Here is a 24,486-nt window from a genome sequence, read left to right on the forward strand (position 1 = left end):
GCGGAAGCAGGCGAGGCGGGCCGTTCATGGCGCCGGCGCCTCGCCCGAGGCGCCGGCCCGCCGGGCCAGTTCCTCGATCGGAACGTCCTGCCCGTTCTCGCTCACCTGGAGATATTTCGCCCCGCCTTGCTCCAGCCTGCGATAACCCTCGAAGGCTTGCTGGGGCGTCAGATACTCCTCCGCGGCAGCGCCGTGCAGGCCGTAATGGACGATGAAAGTCACCTCAGCGCCTCATCGATCGCCGCCTCGATTTCGGCGATCTTGAACGGCTGGCCGGACGTCTTGTTGACCGGCCTGGCATCGACCAGGAACTGGTCGCGCAGCACCGTCTTCAGCTGGCCGGTATTCATTTCCGGAACGATGATCCGGTCATAAGACCTTAAAAGATCGCCCAGATTCTTCGGCAAAGGCCAGATATGCCGGACGTGGATATGGCTGACGTCCTGGCCGGCCCTGCGCGCGCGGCGGACGGCCTGGTGGATCGGGCCGAAGGTCGAGCCCCAGCCGACGACGGCGAGCCTGCCGCCCGCCTCGCCCAGGCACACGTCCTGGTCGGGACAGGAGTCGGCGATGCCCAGCACCTTGTGGGCGCGAATGTCGGTCATCGCCTGGTGGTTGGCCGGCGCATAGTCGATATGGCCGGAGCCGACATTCTTCTCGATGCCGCCGATCCGGTGCATCAGGCCAGGCGTTCCGGGCTTGATCCAGACGCGCTTCAGCTTCTCGTCGCGCCGATAGGGATTGACCGCCTCGCCCTCCGCCGGCGGCTCGGTGTGGAAGGAGACCTCGAACGGCGCATAGCCGCCCATGTCCGGCACCTTCCAGGGCTCGGCGGCATTGGCGATATAGCCGTCGGTCAGCAGCATCACCGGGGTCATGTACTGGACCGCGATCCGGCAGGCCTCGATCGCGCAGTCGAACGCGTCGGCGGGCGAACGGGCGGCGATCACCGGCAGTGGCGCGTCGCCGTTCCGGCCGTAGACCGCCTGGTAGAGATCCGACTGCTCGGTCTTGGTCGGCAGGCCGGTCGAGGGGCCGCCGCGCTGCGAGTTGACGATGACGAGCGGCAGCTCGGTCATGATCGCGAGGCCCATCGCCTCGGTCTTGAGCGCGATGCCCGGCCCCGAGGAGGAGGTGACGCCGAGCGATCCGGCGAAGCTCGCCCCGATCGAGGCGGCGATCGCGGCGATCTCGTCCTCGGCCTGGAAGGTGGTGACGCCATATTCCTTGAGGCGGGAGAGATGGTGGAGGATCGCGCTCGCCGGGGTGATCGGATAGCCGCCGAAGAACATCGGCAGGCCCGCGAGCTTCGCGCCTGCGACGAGGCCGAGCGAGATCGCCTCTGCGCCGGTCACGGTGCGATAGAGGCCGGGCTCGGCCGGCGCCGCGCCGATATGGTGCTGGGTCACCTGCCCGCCGAGCTCCGCCGTCTCGCCATAAGCGTGGCCGGCGTTGAGCGCGGCGATGTTCGCCTCCGCCAGCTCCGGCGCCTTGGCGAACTTGGCCTTGAGCCAGCTGACGATCGGGTCGCGCTCGCGGTCGAACATCCAGAGCGCCAGGCCCAGCGTCCACATGTTCTTGCAGCGCAGCGCTTCCTTGTTGCCGAGGCCGAACGGCTTCACCGCGTCGAGAGTCAGCTGCGAGATGTTGAGCCGCATGACCTGCCATTTGGCGAGCTGGTCGTCGTCGAGCGGATTGGTCTCGTAGCCCGCCTTGGCGAGGTTGCGCTGCCCGAATTCGCCCTCGTCGGCGATGATCAGGCCGCCGGCCTTCAAGTCGCCGACATTGGTCTTGAGCGCCGCCGGGTTCATCGCGATCAGCACGTCGGGCGCATCGCCCGCGGTCTCGATCGCCGCCGATCCGAAATTGATCTGGAAGGCGGAGACGCCGAACGTCGTTCCCTGCGGGGCGCGGATCTCGGCCGGGAAGTCCGGGAAGGTCGCCAGGTCGTTGCCGGCGAGCGCGGTCGAGAGGGTGAACTGCCCGCCGGTCAGCTGCATACCGTCGCCGGAATCTCCGGCGAAGCGAACCACCACCGCTTCGAGTGGCGCATCGGGGCTGGCGTCTTCGGGGGGTACGAAATGTCTGGCCGTGGCCAAGGTCAAGTTCCTCAAATATCCGGAGCCTGTGGGACCGGGCCGAAGCGGCGCCTCGGCGGGGTTCGGATCAGGCTCCCCTTCTCCGGGATTCGCGTCCGGACCGCTGGCGGCTTCGGACGATCCCGTTTGCGCGCGGACCCTAGACCTCTCTCTCGCGCGCGACAACCATCTGCCACGCGGGCGTTCGCTTATGGAACGCGGGCGTGGCTGACGTCATAGATGGGAAACGATTCGTGTCGCGAGGAGTGCCGATGGGAGAAATTTTGGGTTATCGCCCGGCAGTCGGGGTGATGCTGATCAACGCCGAGCGCAAGGTCTGGGTCGGCCAGCGGCTCGATAACGCCCTCGACGCCTGGCAGATGCCGCAGGGCGGCCTCGACGAAGGCGAGACGCCGTTCGACGGGGCGCTGCGCGAACTCGAGGAGGAAACGGGCATCCGCCGCGGCCTCGTCGCGCAGGTCGCGCAGGCCAGGGAAGAACTCTATTACGATCTGCCGCCCGACCTCGTCGGCAAGGTCTGGAAGAAGAACTGGCGCGGGCAGCGGCAGACCTGGTTCCTGATGCGCTTCCTGGGCGCGGATTCCGATGTGGACATCGAGACGCCGGAACCCGAGTTTCGCGCTTGGCGGTGGGTGGAATCGGCTGAGCTGCCGCATCTCATCGTGCCATTTAAAAAGAAGCTGTATGAGGATGTTCTAGAAGCTTTTGCCGAATGGCTCTGATTCACGAAGGCAAGGAAATGACCCTCCGGACGCTCCTCGCGCTCGCTTTGCTTGCGGCTGCCACCCCCGCCTGGGCCGATCAGGCTCCCTTCCCTGCGCCGGTGGCGATCGAGCCGATCCCGCCCGCCGTACAGGCGATGATCGAGGACGCCTTCGAAAACGGCACCGATGCCGAGATCGATGCGGTCGTGAAATATGCCCGCCGCGCCTTCCCGACCCAGGCCGTGGTACTGGACAATCGCCTCGCCGAACGCACCGCGGCGCGCCAGGCTGCCGAGCAGGCAAGGCTGGCCGCCGAGCGCGAGCGGCTGCTGACCGCCGGACTGTTCGACAACTGGACCGGCCGCGGCGAGGTCGGTGCCTCGCGTTCGACCGGCAATACCGACAATCTTGGCATCTATGCTTCGCTCAACCTCACGCGCGAGGGCGTGAACTGGCGCCATGCCGTCCGCGCCAGCGCGGAGGTCCAGGAAACCAACGGGGTGCGCACGCAGGAGCGGCTGCTGTTCGCCTATGAGCCACGCTACAAGGTCAGTGACCGGCTCTCGACCTACGGCCTCATCCAGGGCGAGCGTGATCCGTTGCTGGGTTATGACGCGCGCTACTCCGCATCGCTCGGCCTCGGTTATGCGCTGGTCAAGCAGCGGCGCCTCACGGTCGATGTGCAGGGCGGCCCGGCGTTGCGCTATGCCCAGCTCACCGACAACGGATCGGAGCTCGATATCTCCGGCCGCGCCGCGATCGATGCGCGGCTCCAGCTGCGGCCCGGTGTCACGCTGACCCAGAATGCCACCGCCTTCCTGGATTCGCAGAGCAACACCTTCACGTCCGCGACCGGCCTCGAAACCCAGCTGATCGGCGCCCTCACCGCCCGCATGTCCTACAATATCCAGCATGAGAGCGACCCCACGCTCGGCCGCGTCGCCACCGATACGCAAAGCCGCGTGACCTTCGTCTACGCCTTCTGAGGGGTTCCGGCGCGCCGGTTCCCCGGCTAGGGAAGCGCGATGGAGAGGCTCGACGGACGGGAACGTGAAGCGATGGCGCGCGCCGGCGAGGCACCGCTGCTCGACCAGGTCACCGCCTGGGCCGCGGTCAACAGCGGTTCTCGCCATCTCCCCGGGCTTGAAACGGTCGCCGGCCTTCTCGCCGACGCGTTTTCCGACCTGCCGGGCGAACTCGCTCTGAAGGACGCTGCGCCGGTCGAGGCGATGGCGCCGGACGGGACGCTGAACCCGACTGAGCACGGCCGAAATCTGCATCTCAAGGTCCGCTCCGAGGCGCCGGTGCAACTCCTCTTTACCGGCCACATGGACACCGTCTTCGGCATCGACCACCCGTTCCAGAAGGTGTTCTGGCGCGAGGATGGCGTGCTCGGCGGACCCGGCGTCGCCGACATGAAGGGTGGGATCGCCGTGATGCTCGCCGCCCTGAAGGCGGTGGAAGCCGTGGGCGTGCCGGAGCTCGGCTACGAGGTCGTCATCAACAGCGACGAGGAGGTCGGCTCAGGGGGCTCGGCCGCGCTGATCGCCGAGGCAGCGCGCGGCAAGAAGGCGGCGCTGACTTACGAGCCATCCGCTCTGCCCGACGGCACGCTGGCCGGTGCACGACCCGGCAGCGGCAATTTCTCGGTCCGGATCGAAGGCCGATCGGCCCATGCCGGACGCAATCCGGAGGAAGGCCGCAATGCCCTTCTTGCCGCCGCCGATCTCGCCCTGCGTCTCGCCGCGGCGAAAGATTCCGGACTCAAGATCAATCCGGCCAAGATCGATGGCGGCGGACCCAACAATGTCGTTCCCGACCATGCCGTGCTGCGCGTCAACCTGCGCCCGGCCACGCCCGAGGATGAGGCGCGGGCCCGGTCCTTGATAGACGAGACCGTCGCAGCCGTGTCAGCGGCACATGACGTGCGAATCCACGTCCATGGCGGTTTCGGGCGCCCGCCCAAGCCAATGGACGCCAGAGCACAGGAGCTGTTCGAGCTGGTCCGCCGCTGCGGCGCAGACCTTGGCCAGGAGATCGGCTGGCGCGACACCGGCGGGGTATGCGACGGCAACAACATCGCCGCCTGCGGCGTTCCCGTCGTCGACACGATGGGCGTGCGGGGCGGTTCGATCCATTCGTCCGAAGAATATCTGATCACCGCCAGCCTGGCCGAGCGCGCCCAGCTGTCCGCGCTCACGATCCTGAGGCTGGCCAAGGGGGAGGGTTTGTGAGCTTCAGGGTACGGCCCGCGCGCGAGGACGATTTCCAGGCGATCTATGAGATGGCGAAGCTGACCGGCGGCGGCTTCACCAACCTGCCGGCCGACAAGGGGACGCTCAAGGCCAAGCTGGCCCGTTCGGAGGCTGCCTTCTCGCGCGACGACGGCGATCCAAAGGGGGACCTCTTCGTCTTCGTGCTGGAGAATGCCGAGACCGGGCAGATCCGCGGCACCTGCCAGGTGTTCAGCCGGGTCGGCATGATCGAGCCATTCTATTCCTACCGGATCGGCCATCTCACCCAGACCTCGCCCGAGCTCGGCAAGACGTTCCGCGCCGAGATGCTGACCTTGTGCACGGATTTCGAGGGCAGCTCGGAGGTCGGCGGCCTCTTCCTCCACCCCAACGAGCGCGCCGGCGGCCTCGGCGTCCTGCTGGCCCGCAGTCGCTACCTTTTCATCCGCCGCCACCGCGAGCGCTTCGCCGAGAAGGTGCTAGCGGAGCTGCGTGGGGTGATCGACGAGGCCGGCGGGTCGCCCTTCTGGGACGCGATCGCGGGGCGGTTCTTCGACATGAACTTCCAGGAGGCGGACGCCTTCAACGGCGCGCACGGCACCCGCTTCATCGCCGACCTGATGCCCAAGACGCCGATCTACACCGCACTCCTGCCGGACAGCGCGCGGGCGATCATGGGCGTCCCCCACCCGTCGGGCCGCGCCGCCATGCGGATGCTCGAGCAGGAGGGATTCAGCGGCGGCGGCTATATCGACATTTTCGACGGCGGGCCGACCATGTCCGCGCCGATCGATCAGGTCCGGACCGTCCGCGACGCGCAGGAACTGGTGCTGGGCGTGATCGACGATGCCGATCCGGGACCGAAGATGATGCTCGCGGGTGGTGAGCTGAAAAGCTTCGCCTCGGGCTATGGCCACGTCCGGATCGCGGACGACGGCAGCGCGGTGCTGGACTCCGCCGCCGCCGGCCTGCTCGGCCTCGCCATTGGCGACCGCTTCCTTGCGATCGGGCGCTGAGCGATGGCGCTGGTGGAGATCAACTTCGACGGCCTGGTCGGGCCGAGCCACAATTATGCGGGGCTCAGCTTCGGCAACCTCGCCGCCACCGCCAACAAGGGCAGCACCGCCTACCCCCGCGCCGCCGCGCTGCAGGGCATCGGGAAGATGCGCCACAACCTCGGGCTCGGTCTCGCCCAGGGCATCCTGCTTCCGCACCCGCGCCCGAACCGTGCCTGGCTGGAGTCGCTCGCCGTCTCTCCCGAGACCGCCGACGAGACCCTGCGCGCCGCCGCATTTTCCGCCTCAGCGATGTGGGCGGCCAATGCCGCGACCGTCTCCCCCGCCCCGGACACCGAGGACGGACGCTGCCACCTCACCGCCGCGAACCTGCGGACCATGGCGCACCGCAGCCACGAATGGCCGGCGACGCTCGAGCAGCTTCGCCTCGCCTTCGCGGACGACGCGCATTTCGCGGTCCACGATCCCGTCCCGGAGACGTTCGGCGACGAGGGCGCCGCGAACCATATGCGCCTGTGCACCTCCCATGATGCGCCCGGCATCGAGGTTTTCGTCTACGGCGTGCGCGGCGGCGCCTTTCCGGCGCGCCAGCATGTCGAGGCGAGCCGGGCGCTCGCGCGGCTGAACCGGCTCGATCCCGCACGCACCTTGTTCGTCGCCCAGTCGGAAGCCGCGATCGCGGCGGGCGCCTTCCACAACGACGTCGTCGCGGTGGCGAACGAGCGCGTCCTCTTCGCCCACGAGCAGGCGTTCGAGGACAAGGACGGCTTCTACGCCGACTTGAGGCGGCTGCTGCCCGAGGTCGAGATCGTCGAGGTGCCCGCCGCGCTGGTCAGCCTCGAAGAGGCGGTGAAATCCTATCTGTTCAATGCCCAACTGGTCACCCTGCCGGAAGGCGGCCCCTCGACGTCGCTCGGGAGAGCCATGGCGCTCGTCCTTCCCGGCGAGGCGCGCGAGACCCTGCGGGTCTGGACATGGCTGGAGACGATGGCAGCCGGCAACGGGCCGATCCGCCGGCTCGCGGTGGTCGACGTGCGCGAATCCATGGCAAACGGCGGCGGGCCGGCGTGTCTACGCCTGCGCGTCGTCGCCGATCCGGCGACGGTCGATCCCCGCTTCCTCGTCGACGAGGAGAAGCTCGGTCGGATCGCCGCGCTGGTCGAGGCCTTCTGGCCCGAACGCATTGCGCCCGAGGACCTTGCCGATTCAGCCCTGTGGGGCAGGATCGAGGCCGCCCGCGCCGCGCTGCTATCGCTGCTGGACCTCGTCGAGCTGGCCTGATCGGAACCGCACCATGCGGGCATCCGTTTTCTCCCGCGAAGGAGAAACGCCATGCCTGCCAAGTCCGCCGCCCAGCAGAAGGCCGCCGGCGCCGCCTTGTCCGCCAAGCGCGGCGACACGCCCAAGAGCGAGCTCAGGGGTGCGTCGCGCCAGATGGTCAGTTCGATGAGCGAGAAGGAGCTCGAGAAGATGGCCTCGACGAAGCGAAAGGGGAAGCCGGAACATGTCGGCGGCTAGCGCCGCTTCTCCTCTTCGTCCAGCGGTGGCTTGCCGCTCTCGGTCGTGAGCGACGCCTGCTGGGCCGCCGGTGCCGCGGCGAGCCGGGCCGGGGTGCCCAGCCGGACGATCACGTCGTCGATATGCACGCCGCCGCGTTCGACCAGGATGGTCTGGTAGTTGCGCTCGTCCTCCCGTGTCGTCGCCGGCACGTCGCCCTCGCGGCGGAACCGGCGGCGGACATAGGTGGAAAGCTCGCCCGCGGTGACGATCCGGTCGCCATCGTCGTCCGCCTCGCCAGTGATCCCCGCGCGCAGGAAATAGGACAGGAAGCCACCGGCCTGGAAGCGGCTCGCCACCAGGCTGGTCAGGTCCTCCTCGGAGCTGAACATGCCGATGACGTTCGGCCGGTCGACGAGGCTGCGGAACCCGCCGGCATAGCAGGCGTCGATCACCAGCATTGACATGCGTGCCCTCACGCCGGCGAACAGCGGCGCGAGCTCGGCATCGGTCATCGCGGCATCGTAGAGCTCGATCGTCTCGGCGCGGCCGTCCAGCTCGGCGGCGCTCACCGGCACGTCGACCTGATTGCCGTGGCCCGAGAACAGGAAGAGGAAGAGGTCGTTCGGCCCTGCCGCCGCCGCGACGCGCCGGAACGCGTCGGACACGGTCTTGGTCGTCGCCTCCGAGTTGGTGAGGACGACGCTCGCCGGATGGAGCAGCCCGGCGCGGCGCAGCGTCTCGTAGAGCTCGGTCGCGTCGTCATCGGTGTTGGCGAGATCCGAGGTGCGTTCATAATCCGAGACGCCGACGAGCAGCGCGATCACCCGCGGGCCGCCCTGCACGCCAAGCTGGCGCGGCAGGCCGGGACTTTGGGCGAGCGACAGGCGGTAGGGACCGGTTTCGCCGGGCCGGAAGCTGCTGACCGAGATCACATAGTCGCCGTCCTCGGCGAGCACGGTGTCGATGCGGCTGTTGGTCGAGGTCTCGCCATCCTCCTCGGTGTCGTCGCTGACGTCCTCGGTGCCGTCGGGCCGCCGCAGGGTCAGGACGGTGTCGAACTTGTCCGCGCCGAGCGCGATCCGGACGCGTTCGCCGCGCCGGGCGGTGAAGCGGTAATTGTCGAACCAAGCCCCTTCCCCGCGCCGGCCATCGCCGGCTGCGAGGCTGCCGTTCACCGTGGCGCCGACGCGGATCGGCTGGGCGGGCTCGGGCCGGGTCGCCGCGATTCCGGCCGGTGCAGGCGCGGCCGACAGGCGATAGGTGCCCAGCTCGCCGGCGCGGAAGCTGGTCGCGGTCACGCGATAGGTGCCGTCCAGGGGAAGCTCCAGGACGAGGCGGCTGTGCAGCGCTCCGCGGCCGCCCTCCTCATCGTCATTGCCGAGGCTGAAGCCCTCCGGCCCGCTGACCACGAGATAGGGATCGAAGGCATCGGACGCGAGCCTGAGGTCGATGCGCTGCCCGCGCCGCCCCTGGATCACATAGACGTCCTCGAACTTGCCCGAGCGTCGTTGTGAATCGTTCGAGGTCAGCTCGCCGGCGACCGTCTGCCCGATCGCCAGCCCCGCCGGCGACGGCGCATCGCCGCGCTGCGCGATTGCCGAAGGCCCCGTCATCGCCGCGGCCAGCGCCACGGCAACGCCCAATCCGATCCGGTTCATCCCCGTCACTCCCCACCCCGACCAGCGCGAGACAAGCGCGGCGGCAGAGAAAATTCCGCAACGGCAATGAAGCGGCGCTGAATGGCCGCCTCAGCGTTCCGTCGCATCCTCGGCAGTCGCCTTGCCGCTAAACAGCGCCCGGCCGGCATATTGTCCCTCGGCCAGCTCGAGCGCGAACCGCTCGTCGTCGCGGGCGCGGATTCGCGCCGTGATCTCCATGATCTCGTCGTCGCTGGCGCCGAGCACTTCCAGTGCCTTGCCGCCGAGGATCAGCGAGGATTCGAAGGTCTCGCGGATCTGGTAGTCGGCGTTGACGCGAACCAGCTCGGCGGCATGACGGCGGTCGTTGGCGCGTGCCAGCACCGGCACCAGCGGATATTCGGCCTTCATCGCCTCGACGATCCTGGTCGCCGCCTCGAGATTGTCGACGCAGACGAGCACGGCCCGCGCCTGCCCCGCCCCGGCGGCGTGCAGGATGTCGAGGCGGGCGCCGTCGCCATAATAGACCTTGAAGTCGAACTCGGCGGCCGCCTCGATCATCTCGACGTCGGTATCGATGATCGAGATCGAATGGCCGCGCTCCAGCAGGAGCTGGCTGGCGATCTGGCCGACCCGCCCGAAGCCGATGATGAGCACGCTGCCGGTCAGGCCGTCAGGCGTATCGACGCCGTCGGTGGACGGCGCTTCCGCAGGCTGGACGCGCTTCAGGACGATCATCGCGAGCGGCGTCAGCACCATCGAGATGATGACGATCGCTGTCAGGATCGCATTCTGTTCGCCGGTGATGATGCCCGCGGCGGTGGCGGCGGCATAGAGGACGAACGCGAACTCGCCGCCCTGGGCCATCATCACGGCGCGCTCCAGCGCCTCGGGATGGCGGGCCTCGAGCAGGCGGGCGACCGCATAGATCGCGACGCCTTTCACGATCATGTAGGCGGCCACGTAAAAGGCGATGAGCTGCAGGCTGGCGGCGACCACCCCGAGATCGAGCGACATGCCGACCGCGAGGAAGAACAGGCCGAGCAGGATGCCGCGGAACGGCTCGATGTCCGCTTCGAGCTGGTGCCGGAAGGTGGATTCGGAGAGCAGGACGCCGGCGAGGAACGCGCCCATCGCCATCGAAAGGCCGCCCAATTGCATCGCCAGAGCGGCACCCAGCACGACGAGCAGGGCGGCCGCGGTCATCGCCTCGCGCGCCTCGGCGATCGCCAGGAACCGGAACATCGGGTTGAGCAGGTAGCGGCCGGCGATCACCAGGCCGGCGATCGAGGCGAAGCCGATGCCGATCGCCGCCCAGTCGAGCCCGGCGCCCTGGCTGGTGCTGCCCGGCGCGATCGGCGCGAGGAAGGCGACTGCGGCGAGCAGCGGCACGATCGCCAGGTCCTCGAGCAGCAGGATCGAAACGATCCGTTGCCCGGCGGGCGTCGCCATCTCGCGACGGTCGGCGAGCAGCTGCATGACGATCGCGGTCGAGGTGAGCACGAAGCCGGCGCCGGCGACGAAGGAGGGCGAGACCGGAAAGCCGGTGAGGACGCCGACGCTGGTCAGCAGCGCCGCGCAGACCCCGACCTGGACGAGGCCGAGCCCGAAAATCTGCCGGCGCAGGCCCCAGAGCCGCGACGGTCGCATCTCCAGTCCGACGATGAACAGGAACAGGACGACGCCCAGCTCCGCGACATGGAGGATCGAGGTCGCCTCGGTGACGAGCCTGAGGCCGAACGGTCCGACCACGACACCCGCCGCCAGATATCCGAGCACCGAGCCAAGCCCGAGCCGCTTGAACAGGGGCGCGGCGATGACACCGGCGCCGAGCAGGACCACGACCTGGGTGAGGTCGACCCCATGGGCGGCCTCAGCCATGGTCCGCGCCCTCCCCTGCTTCCCTCGCGCTCATCGCGTCAGGATGGCACAAAGCCGGAAGATTGGGGAGTGACGGGATAAGGGCGGCGCCGAAGAGCGCGGCACCGCCCTTGCTGCGCTACATCCGCACGGTCGCGCGGGCGTAGAAGAAGGTGCCCGGGACGTCATAGGTGGTCGGATCGAGATTGTTGAGGCCGCAGGTGAAACAGCCGGGCGGATCGACGTTGAACAGGTTGTTGGCGCCGATCGCGAAGCCGAACCCGCTCTCCAGGTTCCAGCGCAGCTGGATGTCGGTGTAGAAGCGCGAGCCCATCCGGTTGCCGTCCGCCTCGTCGACACCGCTGATGTAGCGGCCGGTCAGCGATGCGCCGAGTTCGCCCAGCGACCAATCGAGGATGCCGGTCGACTTGTAGCGGGGGAAGGCCTGATCCGGACTGCCCTGCTCGGTGCCCTCGCGCTCGATCTCGGTCACGCCGTCGGTCGCGGGCACCGTCACCGTGTAGTTGAACAGCACCGAATTGTTCCAGGTGAGGCCGAAGACGCCGGCGCCGGTCTCGCCGGTGCGGTAGCTCACCGTGAAGTCGATGCCGTCGGTCTCGATGCTGGCGATGTTCTGCAGGAAGCCGCGGATCTGGGTGATCTGGCCCGAGCCGCTGCGGGTGATCGCGTCGCAGCTGAACTCGTCGAGCGTGTTGGCGCAGCGGCCGAGCAGCACCTCGGCATCGATCGCCTGGATCGCGCCGGCGACGCGGATGTTGAAATAGTTCGCCTCCAGCGTCAGCCGCGGCAGGAAGGACGGCCGCCAGACGGCGCCGACGCCCCAGCTTTCGCTGGTCTCGGCATCGAGATCCTGGTTGCCGCCGGTGACGACGGGAAGCTGCGGATTGTTCTGGATGTAGCTGCCGTCGGCGGGGACGCCCACCGCGATGCAGTTGGCGCGGACCGCCGCCGAGGTGCTGAACGTGTTCGGCAGCGTCTGGCCGGCCGAGCACGGATCCGGCGTCTCCTGGTCGAACCGCGACGGCGTGCCGAACAGCTCGCCGATGCTGGGCGCGCGGAAGCCCTCCGACCAGTTGCCGCGGATCAGCAGGTCGCGCACCGGCTCCCAGTTCACGCCGGCGCTGAAGGTCGTGGTCGACCCCGACGTCGAATAGTTGGACCAGCGGGCGGCACCGGTCACTTCGAGGCGGTGGAAGAAGGGCCGGTCGCCAAGCAGCGGCAACCGCAATTCCGCATAGGCCTCGTCGACATTGTAGCTGCCGCGGGTCGGCAGGGCCGGAATGTCGGAGCCGAGGCCGGCGGCGACGGTCGGATCGGGGTCGAAGCGGCCGCTCTGGTCGCGATGCTCGTAGCCGATGGCGAGTGCGGCGGTGCCGCCTGGCAGCTCGAACAGGCCGCCGCTGACGTTCACTGAGACGTCCCACAGTTCCTGCCGGCTGCTGTCGCGCTGGGTGAACGAGATATAGTCGAGCATCTCCGGGGTGATCGACCCTTCGCCGCCGAAGATGTTGAGCGGGACGCAGGGCGCAGTGCAATTGGCGATCGGCCCGAGCGCGCGCTGGACATTGGCGGCGTTGACGTTGCCGAACACGGTCTGCTTCGCGTCGTTGCGGCCCCAGGTCCCGTTGACGTCCCAATACCAGTTGTTGCCGAACAGATCGAACGATCCGTCGACCGTGCCGGCGACATAATAGGTATCGACACTCTGCTCGTAGCGGCGCGGACCGCCCTCGACGACACGGCGGGCGATCAGGTCATAGGTCGTCGCGTCGAGCGTTCCGAACGGATTGAAGGGGTTGCTGGCGTCGATCACGATCGTGTCGAGCAGGTTGCCGTTGCCGGCGTCCGGCCCGATGAACAGCGGCAGGGGCGCCGCCTGGTTGCGCGAGTTGCGGCGGTTGTAGATGCCGCGCAGACGCACCGTGATCGTATCGGTGAGCTCGTGGGTCAGGCTGACGAAGCCGCCATAGCGCTCCAGCGGGATCTGGATGAAGTTGTAGGGCGCGAAGTTGAAGGCGTCGGCACCACCCGCCCATGGCCGATAATCGGCAAGCGTCGGCGCGCGGCCGATGACCGGGGCGATCAGGGTCAGGTCGTCGGGACCGACGATGAAGCGGCCGAGCGGCGTACCGGAGCTGCAGCCGCCCGCGGCGCAGGAGGTCGCACCCGGTGTCGGAAAGAGCGAGATGTCGCGATTGCCGGAGCGTATCTCGTCCTGGCGGATATAGTTGCCGCCGATGACGATCCGGGTGCGGTCGTCATTGCCGCCGAGGCCGTAGCTCATCTGGTAGTTCTGGGTGAAGCCGTCGCCTTCGTTGAAGATGCCGAGCTGGGCGGAGGCCTGGAGCCCGTCCTGCTGCTGGCGGGTGATGATGTTGACGACGCCGGCGATCGCATCCGAGCCGTAGATCGCCGAGGCGCCCGCCTGGAGCACTTCGATCCGCTCGATCATGCTTTCGGGAATCGAGTTGAGGTCGGTGGAGCCCGGCACGCCGCTGGCCGAGGCGCCGTTCACGAACCGCAGACCGTCGACCAGCACGAGGACGCGCTTGGACCCGAGATAGCGCAGATCCGCCTCGGCCGCGCCGGCGCCGACGCCGCCGCCGTCGGGCGGGTTGCCGAAATTGCCGCTGTTGTTGAACCGGCTGTTGAGCGCGCCGCCCGACCCCGGCAGGCGCTGCAGCACGTCGGCGGCGGAGGTGAGGCCGGTCCGGTCGATGTCGCTGCGGTCGACGAACACGACGGGCTGGTCCTGATCCAGCGGATCGCGGCGGATGCGCGAGCCGGTGATGATGATCGCCTCACCCTCGCCTTCGTCGGCGCCGGGCGGCAGCGTATCCTGGGCGTAAGCCGGTGCCGCAGCCATCAAGGCCGCCGATGCCACCGCGATCGCGGCGACGGTGGAATCCAGATGGAAGCGATGGGCAAGCGTGCGCATGCGTGATCCCCTTTTTTATCTACGCGGCGCTTTTTGCAGCGCCTGGGGCGAGGAGAATGCCTTCTCGCCGCCGTTGAAAAGAGGAAAGGCCGCGCGTGTTCCGCAGGCGGTGACGATTTTACGACAAAGTTGCACGACTGCCGCAGGACACCGTATTGGCATGCGGGAACTACGGGGTTTCTAGATGCTCACAGTACCGTAAATACCGATGGTTATTTACCGCCAACTTGAATGAGGGCGATAGCAGAACAGGTTCTACTTGATCGCGATTGCGCCCGGCAGGATGACGCGAACGGTGAATCCACCGGTGCCGCGGTGGAAGGCGATCTCCCCGCCGTGGCTGCGCACGACGTCGCGGCTGATCGCCAGGCCAAGGCCTGTGCCGCCGGTCTCGCGGCTGCGTGAGCTGTCGAGCCGCTCGAAGGGCGCGAAGGCGCGCTCGGCATCCTCCGGGGCGATGCCGGGACCACGGTCGACGATGTCGATCACCACGCCGTCACCTTCGACCCTCAACGCGACCCGCACGCTTCCACCATAGCGGCAGCCATTGGCGATCAGATTGTCGAGCGCGCGGCGCATCGCGAGAGGGCGGCACAGGATGTCGAGATGATCGGGGCCCTCATAGGCCACGTCCTCGCCCATGTCCTTGCGCGTGTCGGCGAGGCTGATCAGGAGGGCGGCGAGATCGACCGGCTCCATCGCCTCGCTGCGCACCTCGCCGCGCATGAAGGCGAGCGCATCGGCGACCATCGCCTCCATCTCGGCGACATTGGCCTTCAATTGGATGCGCTGCTCCTCGTCGGGCACATATTCGGCGAGCAGACGCAGCCGGGTGAGCGGCGTCCTGAGGTCATGCGAGATCGCCGCGAGCACCTGCACCCGCTCGTCGACATAGCGCTTGAGGCGCAGCTGCATGGCATTGAAGGTGTCGGCGATGGCGGCGAATTCGGGCTGGCGCATGCCCGTGATCAGGGTCGGCTCGCGCTCCCGCCCCATCCGCTCGGCGGCGCTGGCGAGGCGCGAGAGCGGCGCGATGATGCTGCGTGCCATCCAGATCGAAAAGATCGCCAGGATGAGAAGGTTGCCGGCAATCGCCAGCAGGTTGCGCATATAGTGCCAGCGCGCGTCGCTCGTCCGGCGAGGGTTCATCACGACCCAGCGCCCGTCGTCGCGGCGCACGGCGATGTCGAGCCGGCCGAGCACGCTGGTGCGGCCTGCCTCGACTTCCTCAGCGCTGAGCAGGCCCCGAAGACGGTCAAATCGCTCGGGCTCCCAGCGGTCGCTGGCCGCTTCCTGGGGGGACAGCAGGATCGGCGGCCGGGGAATGACCACCATTGAGGTGCTTGCCGACCGCTCCCAGAAATTGTCGCTGAAGGTTTCCGCCCGGACACGCACGTCGGCCACCGGCTTTCCGAGTGCGGCAGCGAGCGTGGCCTGCAGGCTCAGGGCGAACCTGTCGGAGCTGCCACCCTGGGAAAAGGCGGGCTCCGGCTGCAACTGAACCTCGAGAAAGTGCCCGACCGCTGGTCCCTCCGATTCCGCCCAATCGGCCCGGGCCACGCGCACGACCGCGTCGACCAGCCAGGCGCGCTGGGCCACCAGGAAGGGCGGCGGCGGGATCAGGGTGCGTAGCGCCTGATCGAGCGCGAACGAAGCGATCACCACGAGGATGATCGCGATCGCGAGGCGCGCGGACAGCTTCGGCCGCGGCAGACGCGTCATGCCTCGGCCTCGACCGCCGCGGAGAAGAAATAGCCGCCGTTGCGCACCGTCTTGATGAGGTCAGGCGCGTGGGGATTTGCCTCCACCTTGCGGCGCAACCGGCTGACCTGCACGTCGATGCTGCGATCGATGTTGAGGCTCGATCGGCCGTGGACATAATCGAGCAGCTGGTCGCGGCTCAGCACCTGCTGCGGGTGCTGGACGAGGGCCACGAGCAGGTCGAACTCGCCGGTGGTCAGCTCGACCAGCGATCCGGCGGGTGAGACGAGTGTGCGCCGGCCGATATCGAGCGTCCAACCACCGAAACGGAAACGACTGGCGAAGAGCGCCACCGGCGGCGGCGCATTCATCGAGGCCCGGCGCAGCGTCGCACGCAACCGGGCGAGCAGCTCGCGCGGGTTGAACGGCTTGGGCACATAATCGTCGGCGCCGATTTCCAGCCCGACGACCCGATCGGTCTCGCCGCCACGCGCAGTCAGCAGGATGATCGGCACGGTGCTCCGGCTGCGCAGGCGCTGACACAAGGTGAAGCCGTCGTCGCCCGGCATCATCACATCGAGCACGACGGCGTCAAAGCGATACTGGACGACGAGCTCGCTCATCTGCCCCCCGTCGGCCGCGGTGGTCACGCGCAGGCCGTTGTCGCCGAGATAGCGCGCCAGCATGGTGCGTATCTGCCGGTCGTCGTCGACGATCAGGACGTGCGGCGTCTCCTGTCGGGCCATGGCCGCCGGATAGCGCGCCCGGCAGGCCGAGTCTGTATCCGTAACATTCCGCAATATTTCGACACCGGGCGGAAATCCCAAGGTGGCGGCCGGGGCGTATAGGCGCCGAGCCCATCCTGAATCCCCGGAGCCCCGCAATGCATGCCATTTCCTCGCCGCGTCTCGTCCAATCCCGCCCCGGCTGGCGCCACGCCTTCCTGCTGCTCGTTCTGCCGTTGGCTGCCATGTCGACCAAAGCCCGGGCGCAAGAAGCGGATTGGCAGGTGTCGATCGGCGGCGGCGGGTTGTACACGCCCGACTATGAGGGGTCGGACGACTATCAACTCCTCCCCTTTCCGTTCGTCTCGGTCGGCTATCGCGACCTCTTCTACCTGCGCGGGCCGGAGGCGGGTTTCAATCTGCTGCGCCTGCGCCCGAGCGACGATGTCCGGATCAACCTCGGCCCGGTGGCGCGCTTCCGTCGCGACCGGCCGGAGGACCGCAATGACGACCTGATCGGACTGGGCGACGTCGATGTCGCGATCGAGCTCGGCGGCGCGCTGTCGATCGAGTATCGCGATGCCTGGCTGCGCGTCAGCGTGGCGCAGGATGTCGCGGGCGGCCATGAAGGGCTGGTCGGCGAGGGCGAGGCTGGCATCCGTTTCGATCTCGCGGATCGCCTGAACGCCTCGGTCAGCGCCCGCGCGAGCTGGGCCGACCGCGACTATATGGGTGCCTATTTCAGCGTGACGCCCACACAATCCGCCGCCAGTGGCCTTCCCGTCTATCAGGCCGGCAGCGGCATCAAGGATGCCGGCGCCGGCCTCAGCCTCAGCTACCAGCTGGGCCGCCATTGGACGATCTCCGCCATCGGCGGCTACACCCGCCTGCTCGGCGATGCCGCCGACGCGCCGCTGGTCACGCTGCGGGGATCGCGGGACCAATGGCAGGGCGGCCTGTTCCTGGCCTACCGTTTCTGAGCGCCGCCTCTCAGCGGCCGGCGGGCCCCGGCAGGCTCAAATAGTGCAGGCGCCGGATCTCGCGGCGGCCGCGGACGACCGTGTCGAGGATGAGCCCGGCGAAAAAGCCGAGGGCGGCGAGGATCATCAGGCCGGTCGCCAGAATTGCGGTCGGAAAGCGAGGGACGAGCCCGGTCTTGGCGAAGGTGACGGCGAGGGGGATGGCGAGGATGATTGCGGCCACCGCGAGCGCGAGGCTGAAGCAGCCGTAGAACAAAACGGGCCGCTCGATCCGGTAGAGATGCAGGATCGTCCTCGCGATCCGCCAGCCGTCGCGCCAGGTGGAGAGCTTCGATTCCGAGCCTTCCGGTCGCGCGCCATAGGCGGTCGCCACCTCGCCCACCGGCATCGCCAGCTCGAGCGCGTGGACGGAGATTTCGGTTTCGGTCTCGAAGCCGCGCGACAAAGCGGGAAAGCTCTTCACGAAGCGGCGCGAGAAGACGCGATAGCCCGAGAAGACGTCGCTGAACGTGCGCCCGAAGAGCCCGGCGAGCAGGCCGGTGAACAGCTTGTTGCCGAGCACATGGCCGCGCCGATAGGCCTCGGTCTCCACTTCGGACCTGCGCGCGCCGACGACCATGTCGAGCTGCTCGTCGAGGAGCTTCCGGACCAGCGCCGGAGCGGCCGAGGCGTCGTAGGTCGCATCTCCGTCGGCCATGACATAGATGTCCGCCTCGACGTCCGCGAACATGCGGCGGACGACATTGCCCTTGCCCTGCATCTTCTCGGACCGGACGACGGCGCCCGCCGCTTCGGCGACCTCGCGGGTGCGGTCGGTCGAATTGTTGTCGTAGACGTAGACGGTGGCGTCCGGCAGCGCGGCGCGGAAGGCGATCACGGTGCGCGCGATCGCCGCCTCCTCATTGTAGCAGGGGAGCAGGACGGCGATGCGCGGTGCGTCGTTTGCCAATGCTGCTCCCCCGGGAAATCCCCTCCCCCTAGCGGGAGAGAGTTAAGCCCTGATTAGGCCTTCTTGGCCGGGGCCTTCTTCGCCGCCGGCTTCTTGGCCGGAGCGTCGGCCTTCTCGGACGCATCCGCCTTCTTTGCGGCGACCTTCTTCGTCGGCTTCTCGGCCGGCGCTTCGACGGCATCCGCCTTGGCGGCAGGCTTCTTGGCCGCGTCCTTCTTCGGCCCTTCGACGCCGCCTGCGGCGTCGCTCAGGACAGGCTTGGCACCGTGGTCATGATCATGGTGATCGTGACCGCAGCCCGGGCCGTGGACATGGCCTTCCTCGGACTCGATCGCCTCCTGCAGCGCGTCGCGGGTCACCTCGCGGTCGCCGATCTCGGCCTTGCCGAACAGGAAGTCGACGACCTTGTCCTCGTAGAGCGGCGCGCGGAGCTGCGCGGCGGCCATCGGTTCGCTGCGGATATATTCGACGAAGCGCTGGCGGTCCTCCGGCCGGTACTGCTGCGCCGCCTGCATGACGAGCGCGTTCATTTCCTGCTGGTTGACTTCGACGCCGTTCTTCTGGCCGATCTCGGAGAGCAGCAGGCCGAGGCGGACACGGCGCTCGGCGATCGCGCGATAGTCGCCGCGCTCGCTCTCCATCTCGGCGCGGGCGGCCGCGGGGTCCTCCTCGTGGCTCGCCTCATGCTCGAGCTGGCGCCAGATCTGATCGAACTCGGCATCGACCATCGACTGGGGCACCGGGAAATCGTGCGCGGCCGCGAGCTGGTCGAGCAGCTGGCGCTTCATATGGGTGCGGGTGAGGCCGTTCAATTCCTGCTCGACCTGATTCTTGAGCAGGTCCCGGAGCTGGGCGATCCCCTCCAGGCCCATCGACTGGGCGAAGGAATCGTCCGCCTTCACGTCGCGCGCGGTCTGCACCTCGTTGACGACGACCTCGAACACCGCATCGCGGCCTTTCAGATAGGCGACCGGATATTCCTGCGGGAAGGTCACCTTGACCTGCTTCTCGTCATTGGCCTTCACGCCGACGAGCTGGTCCTCGAAGCCCGGGATCAGGCGACCCGAGCCGAGCTCGATCGACATGCCCTCGCCCTTGCCGCCCTCGAACGGCTCGCCGTCGACCTTGCCCTCGAAATCCATGACGACGAGATCGCCCATCGCGGCCTTGTGGGCGGCGGGAGCGGGATCGAAGCTCTTCTGGCCCTGGGCGAGGCGCTGGGCGGCCTCGTCGAGCATGTCGTCGGAGACGGGAACGGTCAGCCGCTCGAGCTTCAGGCCCTCGATGCTCGCCGCCGGCACGTCGGGGAGGGTCTCGACCTCGACGGTGACGATGGCGTCCTTGCCCTGGCCGGCTTCCTCGAGCGCGACGCTCGGAGTCATGGCCGGGCGCAGGTTCTGCTCGGCGAGCAGCTTCTGCACACCCTCCTGAACCGCGCTCTCCAGCGCCTGCTGCTCCAGCGCGGGGCCGTGCATCTTGCGGACGAGATTGGCCGGAACCTTGCCGGGACGGAAACCGGGCATGCGCACCTGCGGCGCGACCGACTTCAGCTCGGCATCGACCCGCGCGCTGATGTCCTTGGCGGGGATGGTGAGCCGATAGGCGCGCTTCAGGCCCTCGTTCAACGTCTCGACAGTCTGCATTGCGAAAACCTTCATGTCAGCAAAAGATGCGGGCGCCTATGCGTGGGCGTTTCGGGCGGACTGGTGCGGGCGAAGGGACTCGAACCCCCACATCTTTCGATACTGGAACCTAAATCCAGCGCGTCTACCAGTTCCGCCACGCCCGCTTAGGCCGGCAAAGGCGGCGTCTATAGCAGTGCTGACATGAAGGGCAAGCGCGGCATGCCACCGGACCGTCATCTGCCGATCTGGAGCTCCGATCTCAGGTTCAGCTCGATCGCGAGGGTCTTGAGGCGCCGTTCCACCGGCTCGCCGGCCAGCGCCGCATCGTCTTGCGCGATCCGCAGGCGCAGCGCGCCGTCGCGGCGGCTGAGTCGGCTGTTCTCCAGCCCCGTCGCCACGCCGCCGCTGAACCGCTGGCCGAGGCGCATCGCGAAGCCCCAAAGCTGCGCGCGCTTCAGTTCCTCCGGCGTGCAGAGCGCGGCGATCGCCGGGTAAGGCAGGTCGCGGCCGCCGCCGAAAGCGCAGAACAGGGCCTGGGCCAGCATCACCCGGCCCGGCGCGTCGATTGCGACCCAATTGCCGTGCAGCGCCATGTCGATGCCCCGCTCGGCGCGGAAATCGGGATGGGCCGCCCAGGCGATGTCGGAGAGGAGGCAGGCCGCCAGCCGAAGCCGCGCCTGGCGCGGCGTATCGTCGAATACCGGGGCGATCCAGGCGTCGAGCAGGTCGCCATGCTGGGCGAAGCGCCCCAAGCCCGCGCCGGCCTCGCGCGCCGCCTCGATCAGCGGATCGAGCTTGCGGGTCTCCCGGTCGAGCTCGTCGTAGAGCAGGCCCTCGCGAATGCCGAAGCTGGAGACGACCAGCGCCGACGGCTGGAGGGTTTCCACCAGCGCCACGAGGAGCTGATTGGCGCGCGGCAGGCTGGGCACGCGCGAGGGCGACACCGGGGTGATCTCGCGGACCAGATCCTTGTCGAGCTTGCGCAGGGGCTCGCGCAGCGCCGCCGGGCGATTGGCGGGCATCGCATGCTGCTGGGTGATCGGCAGCGGATGATCGGTCAGCGCCATGTCGAGCTGTGCCAGCGCGCGCCAGCTGCCGCCCACCATGTAGAAGGGCCGCCCCTTGCCGGCGTCGGCGAAACCGGTCGCCTCGACCGCCTTGACGACCTTCCTGGCGAAGGCGGCATCCCCCTCCCTGGCCAGTGCGTCGAGCCGGAGCACGCCGAGCGGGAGCGAGACGTTGCGCTTCACCGCCCGCCTCGAGAGCTCGACCAGCTCCAGGCTGCCACCGCCGAGATCGCCGACCAGGCCTTCGGCATCGGGAATGGCGGAGAGGACGCCGAGGCCGGCCATCCTCGCCTCCTCCTTGCCGGAAAGGATGTGGGGGTCGAGGCCGATGGCGCGCACCTGATCGAGGAATGCATCGCCGTTCGAAGCCTCCCGCACTGCGGCGGTCGCCACTGTCCGGGTCAGCACGACGCCCATCTGCTGTGTGAGCAGATGGAACCGGGCGAGCGCGGCCAAGGCCCGCGCCTGCGCTTCTGTGCCCAAGGCCCCGGTGTCAGGGATTTCACGGCCCAACCCGGCCATGATCTTCTCGTTGAAGATCACCGAGGGGCTGCGCTTCGCGCCCGAATAGACGACGAGGCGGACCGAATTCGATCCAATGTCGATGATGGCGACCGGCGCTTCCGCAAACATATGGGAGACGCCCTAGTGCGTCCCGCGGGGCAATCGCAACTTCTTGGGCAGCGCGCCGCCGCCATGAAGGGCCGCGCCGCGGCCGGATAGCGACGGGTTGGTCATGAAATAATGGTGCAGGTTAAACGGCTTCTCGCCGTTTGTTGAGTGCAGGCGCTCATAGCTGCCGTCAGGCAGCATCCGCCAGCTCTGCTCGTTGTCGATGATGTTCGCCACCATCACCTGGTCGAGAATCTGGGCGTGGACGGTGGGATTCTCCAGCGGCAGCGCATATTCGACGCGGCGATCGAAGTTGCGCGGCATCCAGTCGGCCGAGGAGATGTAGACCCCGGCATGACGATTCGGCAGCGCATCGCCGTTGCCGAAGCACCAGATCCGGCTGTGCTCGAGAAAGCGGCCGACGATCGACTTCACCCGGATGTTCTCGGAGAGGCCCGGGACTCCCGGCCGCAGGCAGCAGATGCCGCGGATGACGAGGTCGATCTCGACGCCCGCCTGACTGGCTTCGTAGAGCTTGTCGATGATCGCCGCGTCGACGATCGAGTTCATCTTCGCCCAGATCGCGCCATGCCTGCCGGCGCGTGCATGGGCGATTTCGCGGTCGATCAGGTCCGAAAGACGGCGGCGCATGTCGCTCGGCGACATGACGATCAGCTCCAGTCCCGTCGGCTCGATATAGCCGGTGATGTAGTTGAAGACGTGGGCAACGTCGCGGCCGACCCGCGGGTCGGCGGTGAAGAAGCTGAGGTCCGTGTAGATCTTGGCCGTGATCGGATGGTAGTTGCCGGTGCCGAGATGGCAGTAGGTACGGTAGCTCCCCTCCTCGCGGCGCACGACCATCGACATCTTGGCGTGGGTCTTCCACTCGATGAAGCCGTAGACCACCTGGACGCCGGCTCGCTCCAGGGCGCTCGCCCAGAGCAAATTCTGCTCCTCGTCGAACCGGGCTTTCAGCTCCACAACCGCCGTGACCGACTTGCCGGCCTCGGCCGCCGCGATGAGCGCGTTGATGACGGCCGACTGTTTTCCGGCGCGATAGAGCGTCTGCTTGATCGCGACGACGTCCGGATCCTCGGCCGCCTGACGCAGGAAGGCAAGCACGACGTCGAAGCTCTCGTACGGGTGATGGACGACGATGTCCTTGGCCCTGATCGCGGCGAAGCAGTCGCCGTCATATTCGCGGATGCGCTCGGGAAAGCGGGCCGAGAAAGCGGGGAATTTGAGGTCGGGACGATCCTCGTCGACCAGCAACTCGAGGTCCGCGATGCCGAGGAAACCGGTCGATTCCGACACCAATGCCTCGCTGGCATCGAGACCCTCGCGGACCAGCGCGACAAGGTCGTCCGGCATGTCGGCGGCGAGCTTGAGGCGGATGACGCGGCCGCGGCGCCGGCGCTTGATCGCGCTCCGGTAATAGCGGACGAGGTCCTCGGCCTCCTCCTCGATCTCGATGTCGCTGTCGCGGATGATCCGGAAGGCGCCGCCGCCGAGCAGCTCGTAGCCCGGGAACATCACGCCGATCTGGCGGCGGATCAGATGCTCGATGGCGACATAGTGCGCCGCCTCGCCCGGGATGCGGACGAAGCGCGGCAGAGTCGAGGGGACCATCAGCAGCTCGCGGATCGGCTCGCCGTCCGAGATGCGCTTGAGGTCGAAGATCAAAGAGAAACCCTTGTTCGGGATGAACGGGAACGGGTGCGCCGGGTCGATCGCCTGCGGAGTCAGGACCGGGAAAATATGGTCTTGGAAATGCTGGTCGAGCCAAGCGCCGTCCTCGGCACCGATCTCGTGATGGCTGAGCACGACGAGGCCCGCCTCCCGCAGCATTTCGCGCAGGTCCGCCCAGACTCCCTGCTGCGCGGCGGTGAGCCCATCCGCCTCGGTGGCGATCGCGGAGAGTTGCTGTGCCGGCGTCAGGCCGTCGGCGGACGTTTCCTCCACTCCGAGCAGCTGCTGCGCCTTGAGGCCCGCGACGCGGACCATGAAGAATTCGTCGAGATTGTTGCCGGAGATCGACAGGAAGCGCACCCGCTCGAGCAGCGGATGGGCGGGATTGCAGGCTTCCTCGAGCACCCGCCGGTTGAAGCTCAGCCAGGAAAGCTCGCGGTTGAAATAGCGCCGCGTATCGGCTTCGGCCGCAGGAGCGGCGTCGTTGGCGGGCTTGGCGGCGGGTTCCATCAGCGGCCTTTCGCTCGTCCGATCAGTCCGGCCTCGTCGAGGGCCTTTCTGGCCATAGGCACGGTCATGCGGCGATGATGTGACAGCATCGCCTGATCGAGGATGTCGACGACATTGAGCACCGAAACATAGCTGCGTTCGATCCGCGGAACCAGATATTCGGACAAATCGGGCGGCGCGGCGATGCCGCGGTCGCCGAGCAGCTTCAGGATCAGGTCGGCGAGCAGCGCGTCGTCGGGCGCGCCGATCTCGACTTGGGGCGTCGCCGCGAGCCGCGACCTCAGATCCGGCAGCGCGACCTCCCAGCGCGGCGGCGGCGCATCGGCGATGATGAGCAGCGGCTTGCGGCTGGCCTGGGCCTGGTTCCAGGCGTGGAACAGCGCCTCCTCGTCATGGCTCTCGGCATTGTCGAACAGCCGCCCGCCGGTCTTGCGGACGAAGATGCGTCCCAGGAGGCTGCGGCCGGACTTGCGCGGGCCGGTGAGCAGCGTCGCCATCACCGGCCACAACGCCCATCGGCGGAAATGATCGAATGCGGCCCGATTGGAGGCGGAGAGGAGAAAGTCCTCTTCGCGATCCGCCACCGGCCAGTCGAGCGGCAGCGCGATCTGGTTCATCG

19 protein-coding genes and 1 tRNA gene are annotated in these 24,486 nt (G+C 67.9%); 7 read left to right on the forward strand and 13 right to left on the reverse strand.

The genetic code is table 11. The features are described 5' to 3' along the window. Positions 1 to 24: 24 nt before the first annotated feature. Both RCO27_RS01760 and RCO27_RS01765 read right to left on the reverse strand, forming a co-directional pair. Positions 25 to 222 carry a hypothetical protein gene (locus RCO27_RS01760; RefSeq protein WP_309000921.1) on the reverse strand — a complete coding sequence of 66 codons (198 nt, stop codon included), beginning with the start codon at positions 220 to 222 and terminating at the stop codon, positions 25 to 27. Then, positions 219 to 2,099, reverse strand: coding sequence for a 2-oxoacid:acceptor oxidoreductase subunit alpha (locus tag RCO27_RS01765; protein ID WP_309000922.1), 1,881 nt, complete (start codon positions 2,097 to 2,099; stop codon positions 219 to 221). Before RCO27_RS01765 ends, RCO27_RS01760 begins: the two co-directional genes overlap by 4 nt. Before the next feature lie 251 nt (positions 2,100 to 2,350). On the opposite strand from RCO27_RS01765, the gene RCO27_RS01770 reads away from it, so the two are divergent. The 6 genes from RCO27_RS01770 to RCO27_RS01795 are packed head-to-tail and all read left to right on the forward strand — an operon-like array spanning position 2,351 to position 7,571. Continuing rightward, positions 2,351 to 2,821: an RNA pyrophosphohydrolase gene (locus tag RCO27_RS01770; RefSeq protein WP_309001891.1), complete on the forward strand. Its 471-nt coding sequence runs from the start codon at positions 2,351 to 2,353 to the stop codon at positions 2,819 to 2,821. A gap of 17 nt (positions 2,822 to 2,838) precedes the next feature. Further along, positions 2,839 to 3,789, forward strand: coding sequence for a DUF481 domain-containing protein (locus RCO27_RS01775; protein WP_309000923.1), 951 nt, complete (start codon positions 2,839 to 2,841; stop codon positions 3,787 to 3,789). A gap of 39 nt (positions 3,790 to 3,828) precedes the next feature. Next, positions 3,829 to 5,037, forward strand: coding sequence for a hydrolase (locus tag RCO27_RS01780; RefSeq protein ID WP_309000924.1), 1,209 nt, complete (start codon positions 3,829 to 3,831; stop codon positions 5,035 to 5,037). After that, positions 5,034 to 6,053 (forward strand): arginine N-succinyltransferase, encoded by a 1,020-nt coding sequence (locus RCO27_RS01785; RefSeq protein ID WP_309000925.1) that lies wholly within the window; start codon positions 5,034 to 5,036, stop codon positions 6,051 to 6,053. The genes RCO27_RS01780 and RCO27_RS01785 overlap by 4 nt, the downstream gene beginning before the upstream one ends. A 3-nt stretch (positions 6,054 to 6,056) precedes the next feature. Beyond that, positions 6,057 to 7,334: an N-succinylarginine dihydrolase gene (locus tag RCO27_RS01790; protein WP_309000926.1), complete on the forward strand. Its 1,278-nt coding sequence runs from the start codon at positions 6,057 to 6,059 to the stop codon at positions 7,332 to 7,334. A gap of 51 nt (positions 7,335 to 7,385) precedes the next feature. Further along, positions 7,386 to 7,571, forward strand: coding sequence for a DUF3008 family protein (locus RCO27_RS01795; RefSeq protein WP_309000927.1), 186 nt, complete (start codon positions 7,386 to 7,388; stop codon positions 7,569 to 7,571). Here the strand turns inward: RCO27_RS01795 and RCO27_RS01800 are convergent. The 5 genes from RCO27_RS01800 to RCO27_RS01820 form a co-directional block, all read right to left on the reverse strand. Continuing rightward, positions 7,568 to 9,211 carry a caspase family protein gene (locus tag RCO27_RS01800; RefSeq protein WP_309000928.1) on the reverse strand — a complete coding sequence of 548 codons (1,644 nt, stop codon included), beginning with the start codon at positions 9,209 to 9,211 and terminating at the stop codon, positions 7,568 to 7,570. The genes RCO27_RS01795 and RCO27_RS01800 overlap by 4 nt on opposite strands. Before the next feature lie 90 nt (positions 9,212 to 9,301). Next, a complete protein-coding gene (locus RCO27_RS01805) occupies positions 9,302 to 11,071 on the reverse strand; it encodes a monovalent cation:proton antiporter-2 (CPA2) family protein (protein WP_309000929.1) in 1,770 nt (589 codons plus the stop codon). A 118-nt stretch (positions 11,072 to 11,189) separates the two neighbouring features. Beyond that, positions 11,190 to 14,009: a TonB-dependent receptor domain-containing protein gene (locus tag RCO27_RS01810; protein WP_309000930.1), complete on the reverse strand. Its 2,820-nt coding sequence runs from the start codon at positions 14,007 to 14,009 to the stop codon at positions 11,190 to 11,192. A 255-nt stretch (positions 14,010 to 14,264) separates the two neighbouring features. Continuing rightward, the gene (locus RCO27_RS01815) at positions 14,265 to 15,731 is read right to left on the reverse strand and encodes an ATP-binding protein (protein WP_309000931.1); all 1,467 of its coding nucleotides are present in this window, start codon (positions 15,729 to 15,731) and stop codon (positions 14,265 to 14,267) included. Continuing rightward, entirely contained in the window at positions 15,728 to 16,456 is a 729-nt protein-coding gene (locus RCO27_RS01820) for a response regulator (protein WP_309000932.1), read from the reverse strand. Before RCO27_RS01820 ends, RCO27_RS01815 begins: the two co-directional genes overlap by 4 nt. A 137-nt stretch (positions 16,457 to 16,593) precedes the next feature. On the opposite strand from RCO27_RS01820, the gene RCO27_RS01825 reads away from it, so the two are divergent. Beyond that, entirely contained in the window at positions 16,594 to 17,415 is an 822-nt protein-coding gene (locus RCO27_RS01825; RefSeq protein ID WP_309000933.1) for a MipA/OmpV family protein, read from the forward strand. Between the two features lie 10 nt (positions 17,416 to 17,425). Here RCO27_RS01825 and RCO27_RS01830 read toward each other — a convergent pair whose 3' ends face one another. The 6 genes from RCO27_RS01830 to RCO27_RS01855 form a co-directional block, all read right to left on the reverse strand. Continuing rightward, entirely contained in the window at positions 17,426 to 18,364 is a 939-nt protein-coding gene (locus RCO27_RS01830) for a glycosyltransferase family 2 protein (RefSeq protein ID WP_309000934.1), read from the reverse strand. Positions 18,365 to 18,417: 53 nt separating this feature from the next. Beyond that, entirely contained in the window at positions 18,418 to 20,007 is a 1,590-nt protein-coding gene (tig, locus tag RCO27_RS01835; protein WP_309001892.1) for a trigger factor, read from the reverse strand. A 61-nt stretch (positions 20,008 to 20,068) separates the two neighbouring features. Beyond that, positions 20,069 to 20,153 (reverse strand) — tRNA-Leu (locus tag RCO27_RS01840). Between the two features lie 69 nt (positions 20,154 to 20,222). Next, positions 20,223 to 21,689 (reverse strand): Ppx/GppA family phosphatase, encoded by a 1,467-nt coding sequence (locus RCO27_RS01845; RefSeq protein WP_309000935.1) that lies wholly within the window; start codon positions 21,687 to 21,689, stop codon positions 20,223 to 20,225. 12 nt (positions 21,690 to 21,701) lie between these two features. Further along, the gene (locus RCO27_RS01850) at positions 21,702 to 23,867 is read right to left on the reverse strand and encodes an RNA degradosome polyphosphate kinase (RefSeq protein ID WP_309000936.1); all 2,166 of its coding nucleotides are present in this window, start codon (positions 23,865 to 23,867) and stop codon (positions 21,702 to 21,704) included. Continuing rightward, entirely contained in the window at positions 23,867 to 24,484 is a 618-nt protein-coding gene (locus RCO27_RS01855; RefSeq protein WP_309000937.1) for a chromosomal replication initiator DnaA, read from the reverse strand. The genes RCO27_RS01850 and RCO27_RS01855 overlap by 1 nt, the downstream gene beginning before the upstream one ends. Positions 24,485 to 24,486: the final 2 nt, after the last annotated feature.

The organism is Sphingosinicella sp. LHD-64 (genome assembly GCF_031157375.1).
Lineage (GTDB): Bacteria > Pseudomonadota > Alphaproteobacteria > Sphingomonadales > Sphingomonadaceae > Allosphingosinicella.

What these genes read in the sequence shown, in the direction of transcription:
- RCO27_RS01800 (WP_309000928.1), bottom strand. Translation starts at nt 9,211, where the DNA reads ATGAACCGGATCGGATTGGGCGTTGCCGTGGCGCTGGCCGCGGCGATG.
- RCO27_RS01825 (WP_309000933.1), top strand. Translation starts at nt 16,594, where the DNA reads ATGCATGCCATTTCCTCGCCGCGTCTCGTCCAATCCCGCCCCGGCTGG.
- RCO27_RS01855 (WP_309000937.1), bottom strand. Translation starts at nt 24,484, where the DNA reads ATGAACCAGATCGCGCTGCCGCTCGACTGGCCGGTGGCGGATCGCGAA.
- RCO27_RS01845 (WP_309000935.1), bottom strand. Translation starts at nt 21,689, where the DNA reads ATGTTTGCGGAAGCGCCGGTCGCCATCATCGACATTGGATCGAATTCG.
- RCO27_RS01820 (WP_309000932.1), bottom strand. Translation starts at nt 16,456, where the DNA reads ATGGCCCGACAGGAGACGCCGCACGTCCTGATCGTCGACGACGACCGG.
- RCO27_RS01790 (WP_309000926.1), top strand. Translation starts at nt 6,057, where the DNA reads ATGGCGCTGGTGGAGATCAACTTCGACGGCCTGGTCGGGCCGAGCCAC.
- RCO27_RS01780 (WP_309000924.1), top strand. Translation starts at nt 3,829, where the DNA reads ATGGAGAGGCTCGACGGACGGGAACGTGAAGCGATGGCGCGCGCCGGC.
- RCO27_RS01795 (WP_309000927.1), top strand. Translation starts at nt 7,386, where the DNA reads ATGCCTGCCAAGTCCGCCGCCCAGCAGAAGGCCGCCGGCGCCGCCTTG.
- RCO27_RS01815 (WP_309000931.1), bottom strand. Translation starts at nt 15,731, where the DNA reads ATGACGCGTCTGCCGCGGCCGAAGCTGTCCGCGCGCCTCGCGATCGCG.
- RCO27_RS01810 (WP_309000930.1), bottom strand. Translation starts at nt 14,009, where the DNA reads ATGCGCACGCTTGCCCATCGCTTCCATCTGGATTCCACCGTCGCCGCG.
- RCO27_RS01805 (WP_309000929.1), bottom strand. Translation starts at nt 11,071, where the DNA reads ATGGCTGAGGCCGCCCATGGGGTCGACCTCACCCAGGTCGTGGTCCTG.
- RCO27_RS01770 (WP_309001891.1), top strand. Translation starts at nt 2,351, where the DNA reads ATGGGAGAAATTTTGGGTTATCGCCCGGCAGTCGGGGTGATGCTGATC.
- RCO27_RS01850 (WP_309000936.1), bottom strand. Translation starts at nt 23,867, where the DNA reads ATGGAACCCGCCGCCAAGCCCGCCAACGACGCCGCTCCTGCGGCCGAA.
- RCO27_RS01775 (WP_309000923.1), top strand. Translation starts at nt 2,839, where the DNA reads ATGACCCTCCGGACGCTCCTCGCGCTCGCTTTGCTTGCGGCTGCCACC.
- tig (WP_309001892.1), bottom strand. Translation starts at nt 20,007, where the DNA reads ATGCAGACTGTCGAGACGTTGAACGAGGGCCTGAAGCGCGCCTATCGG.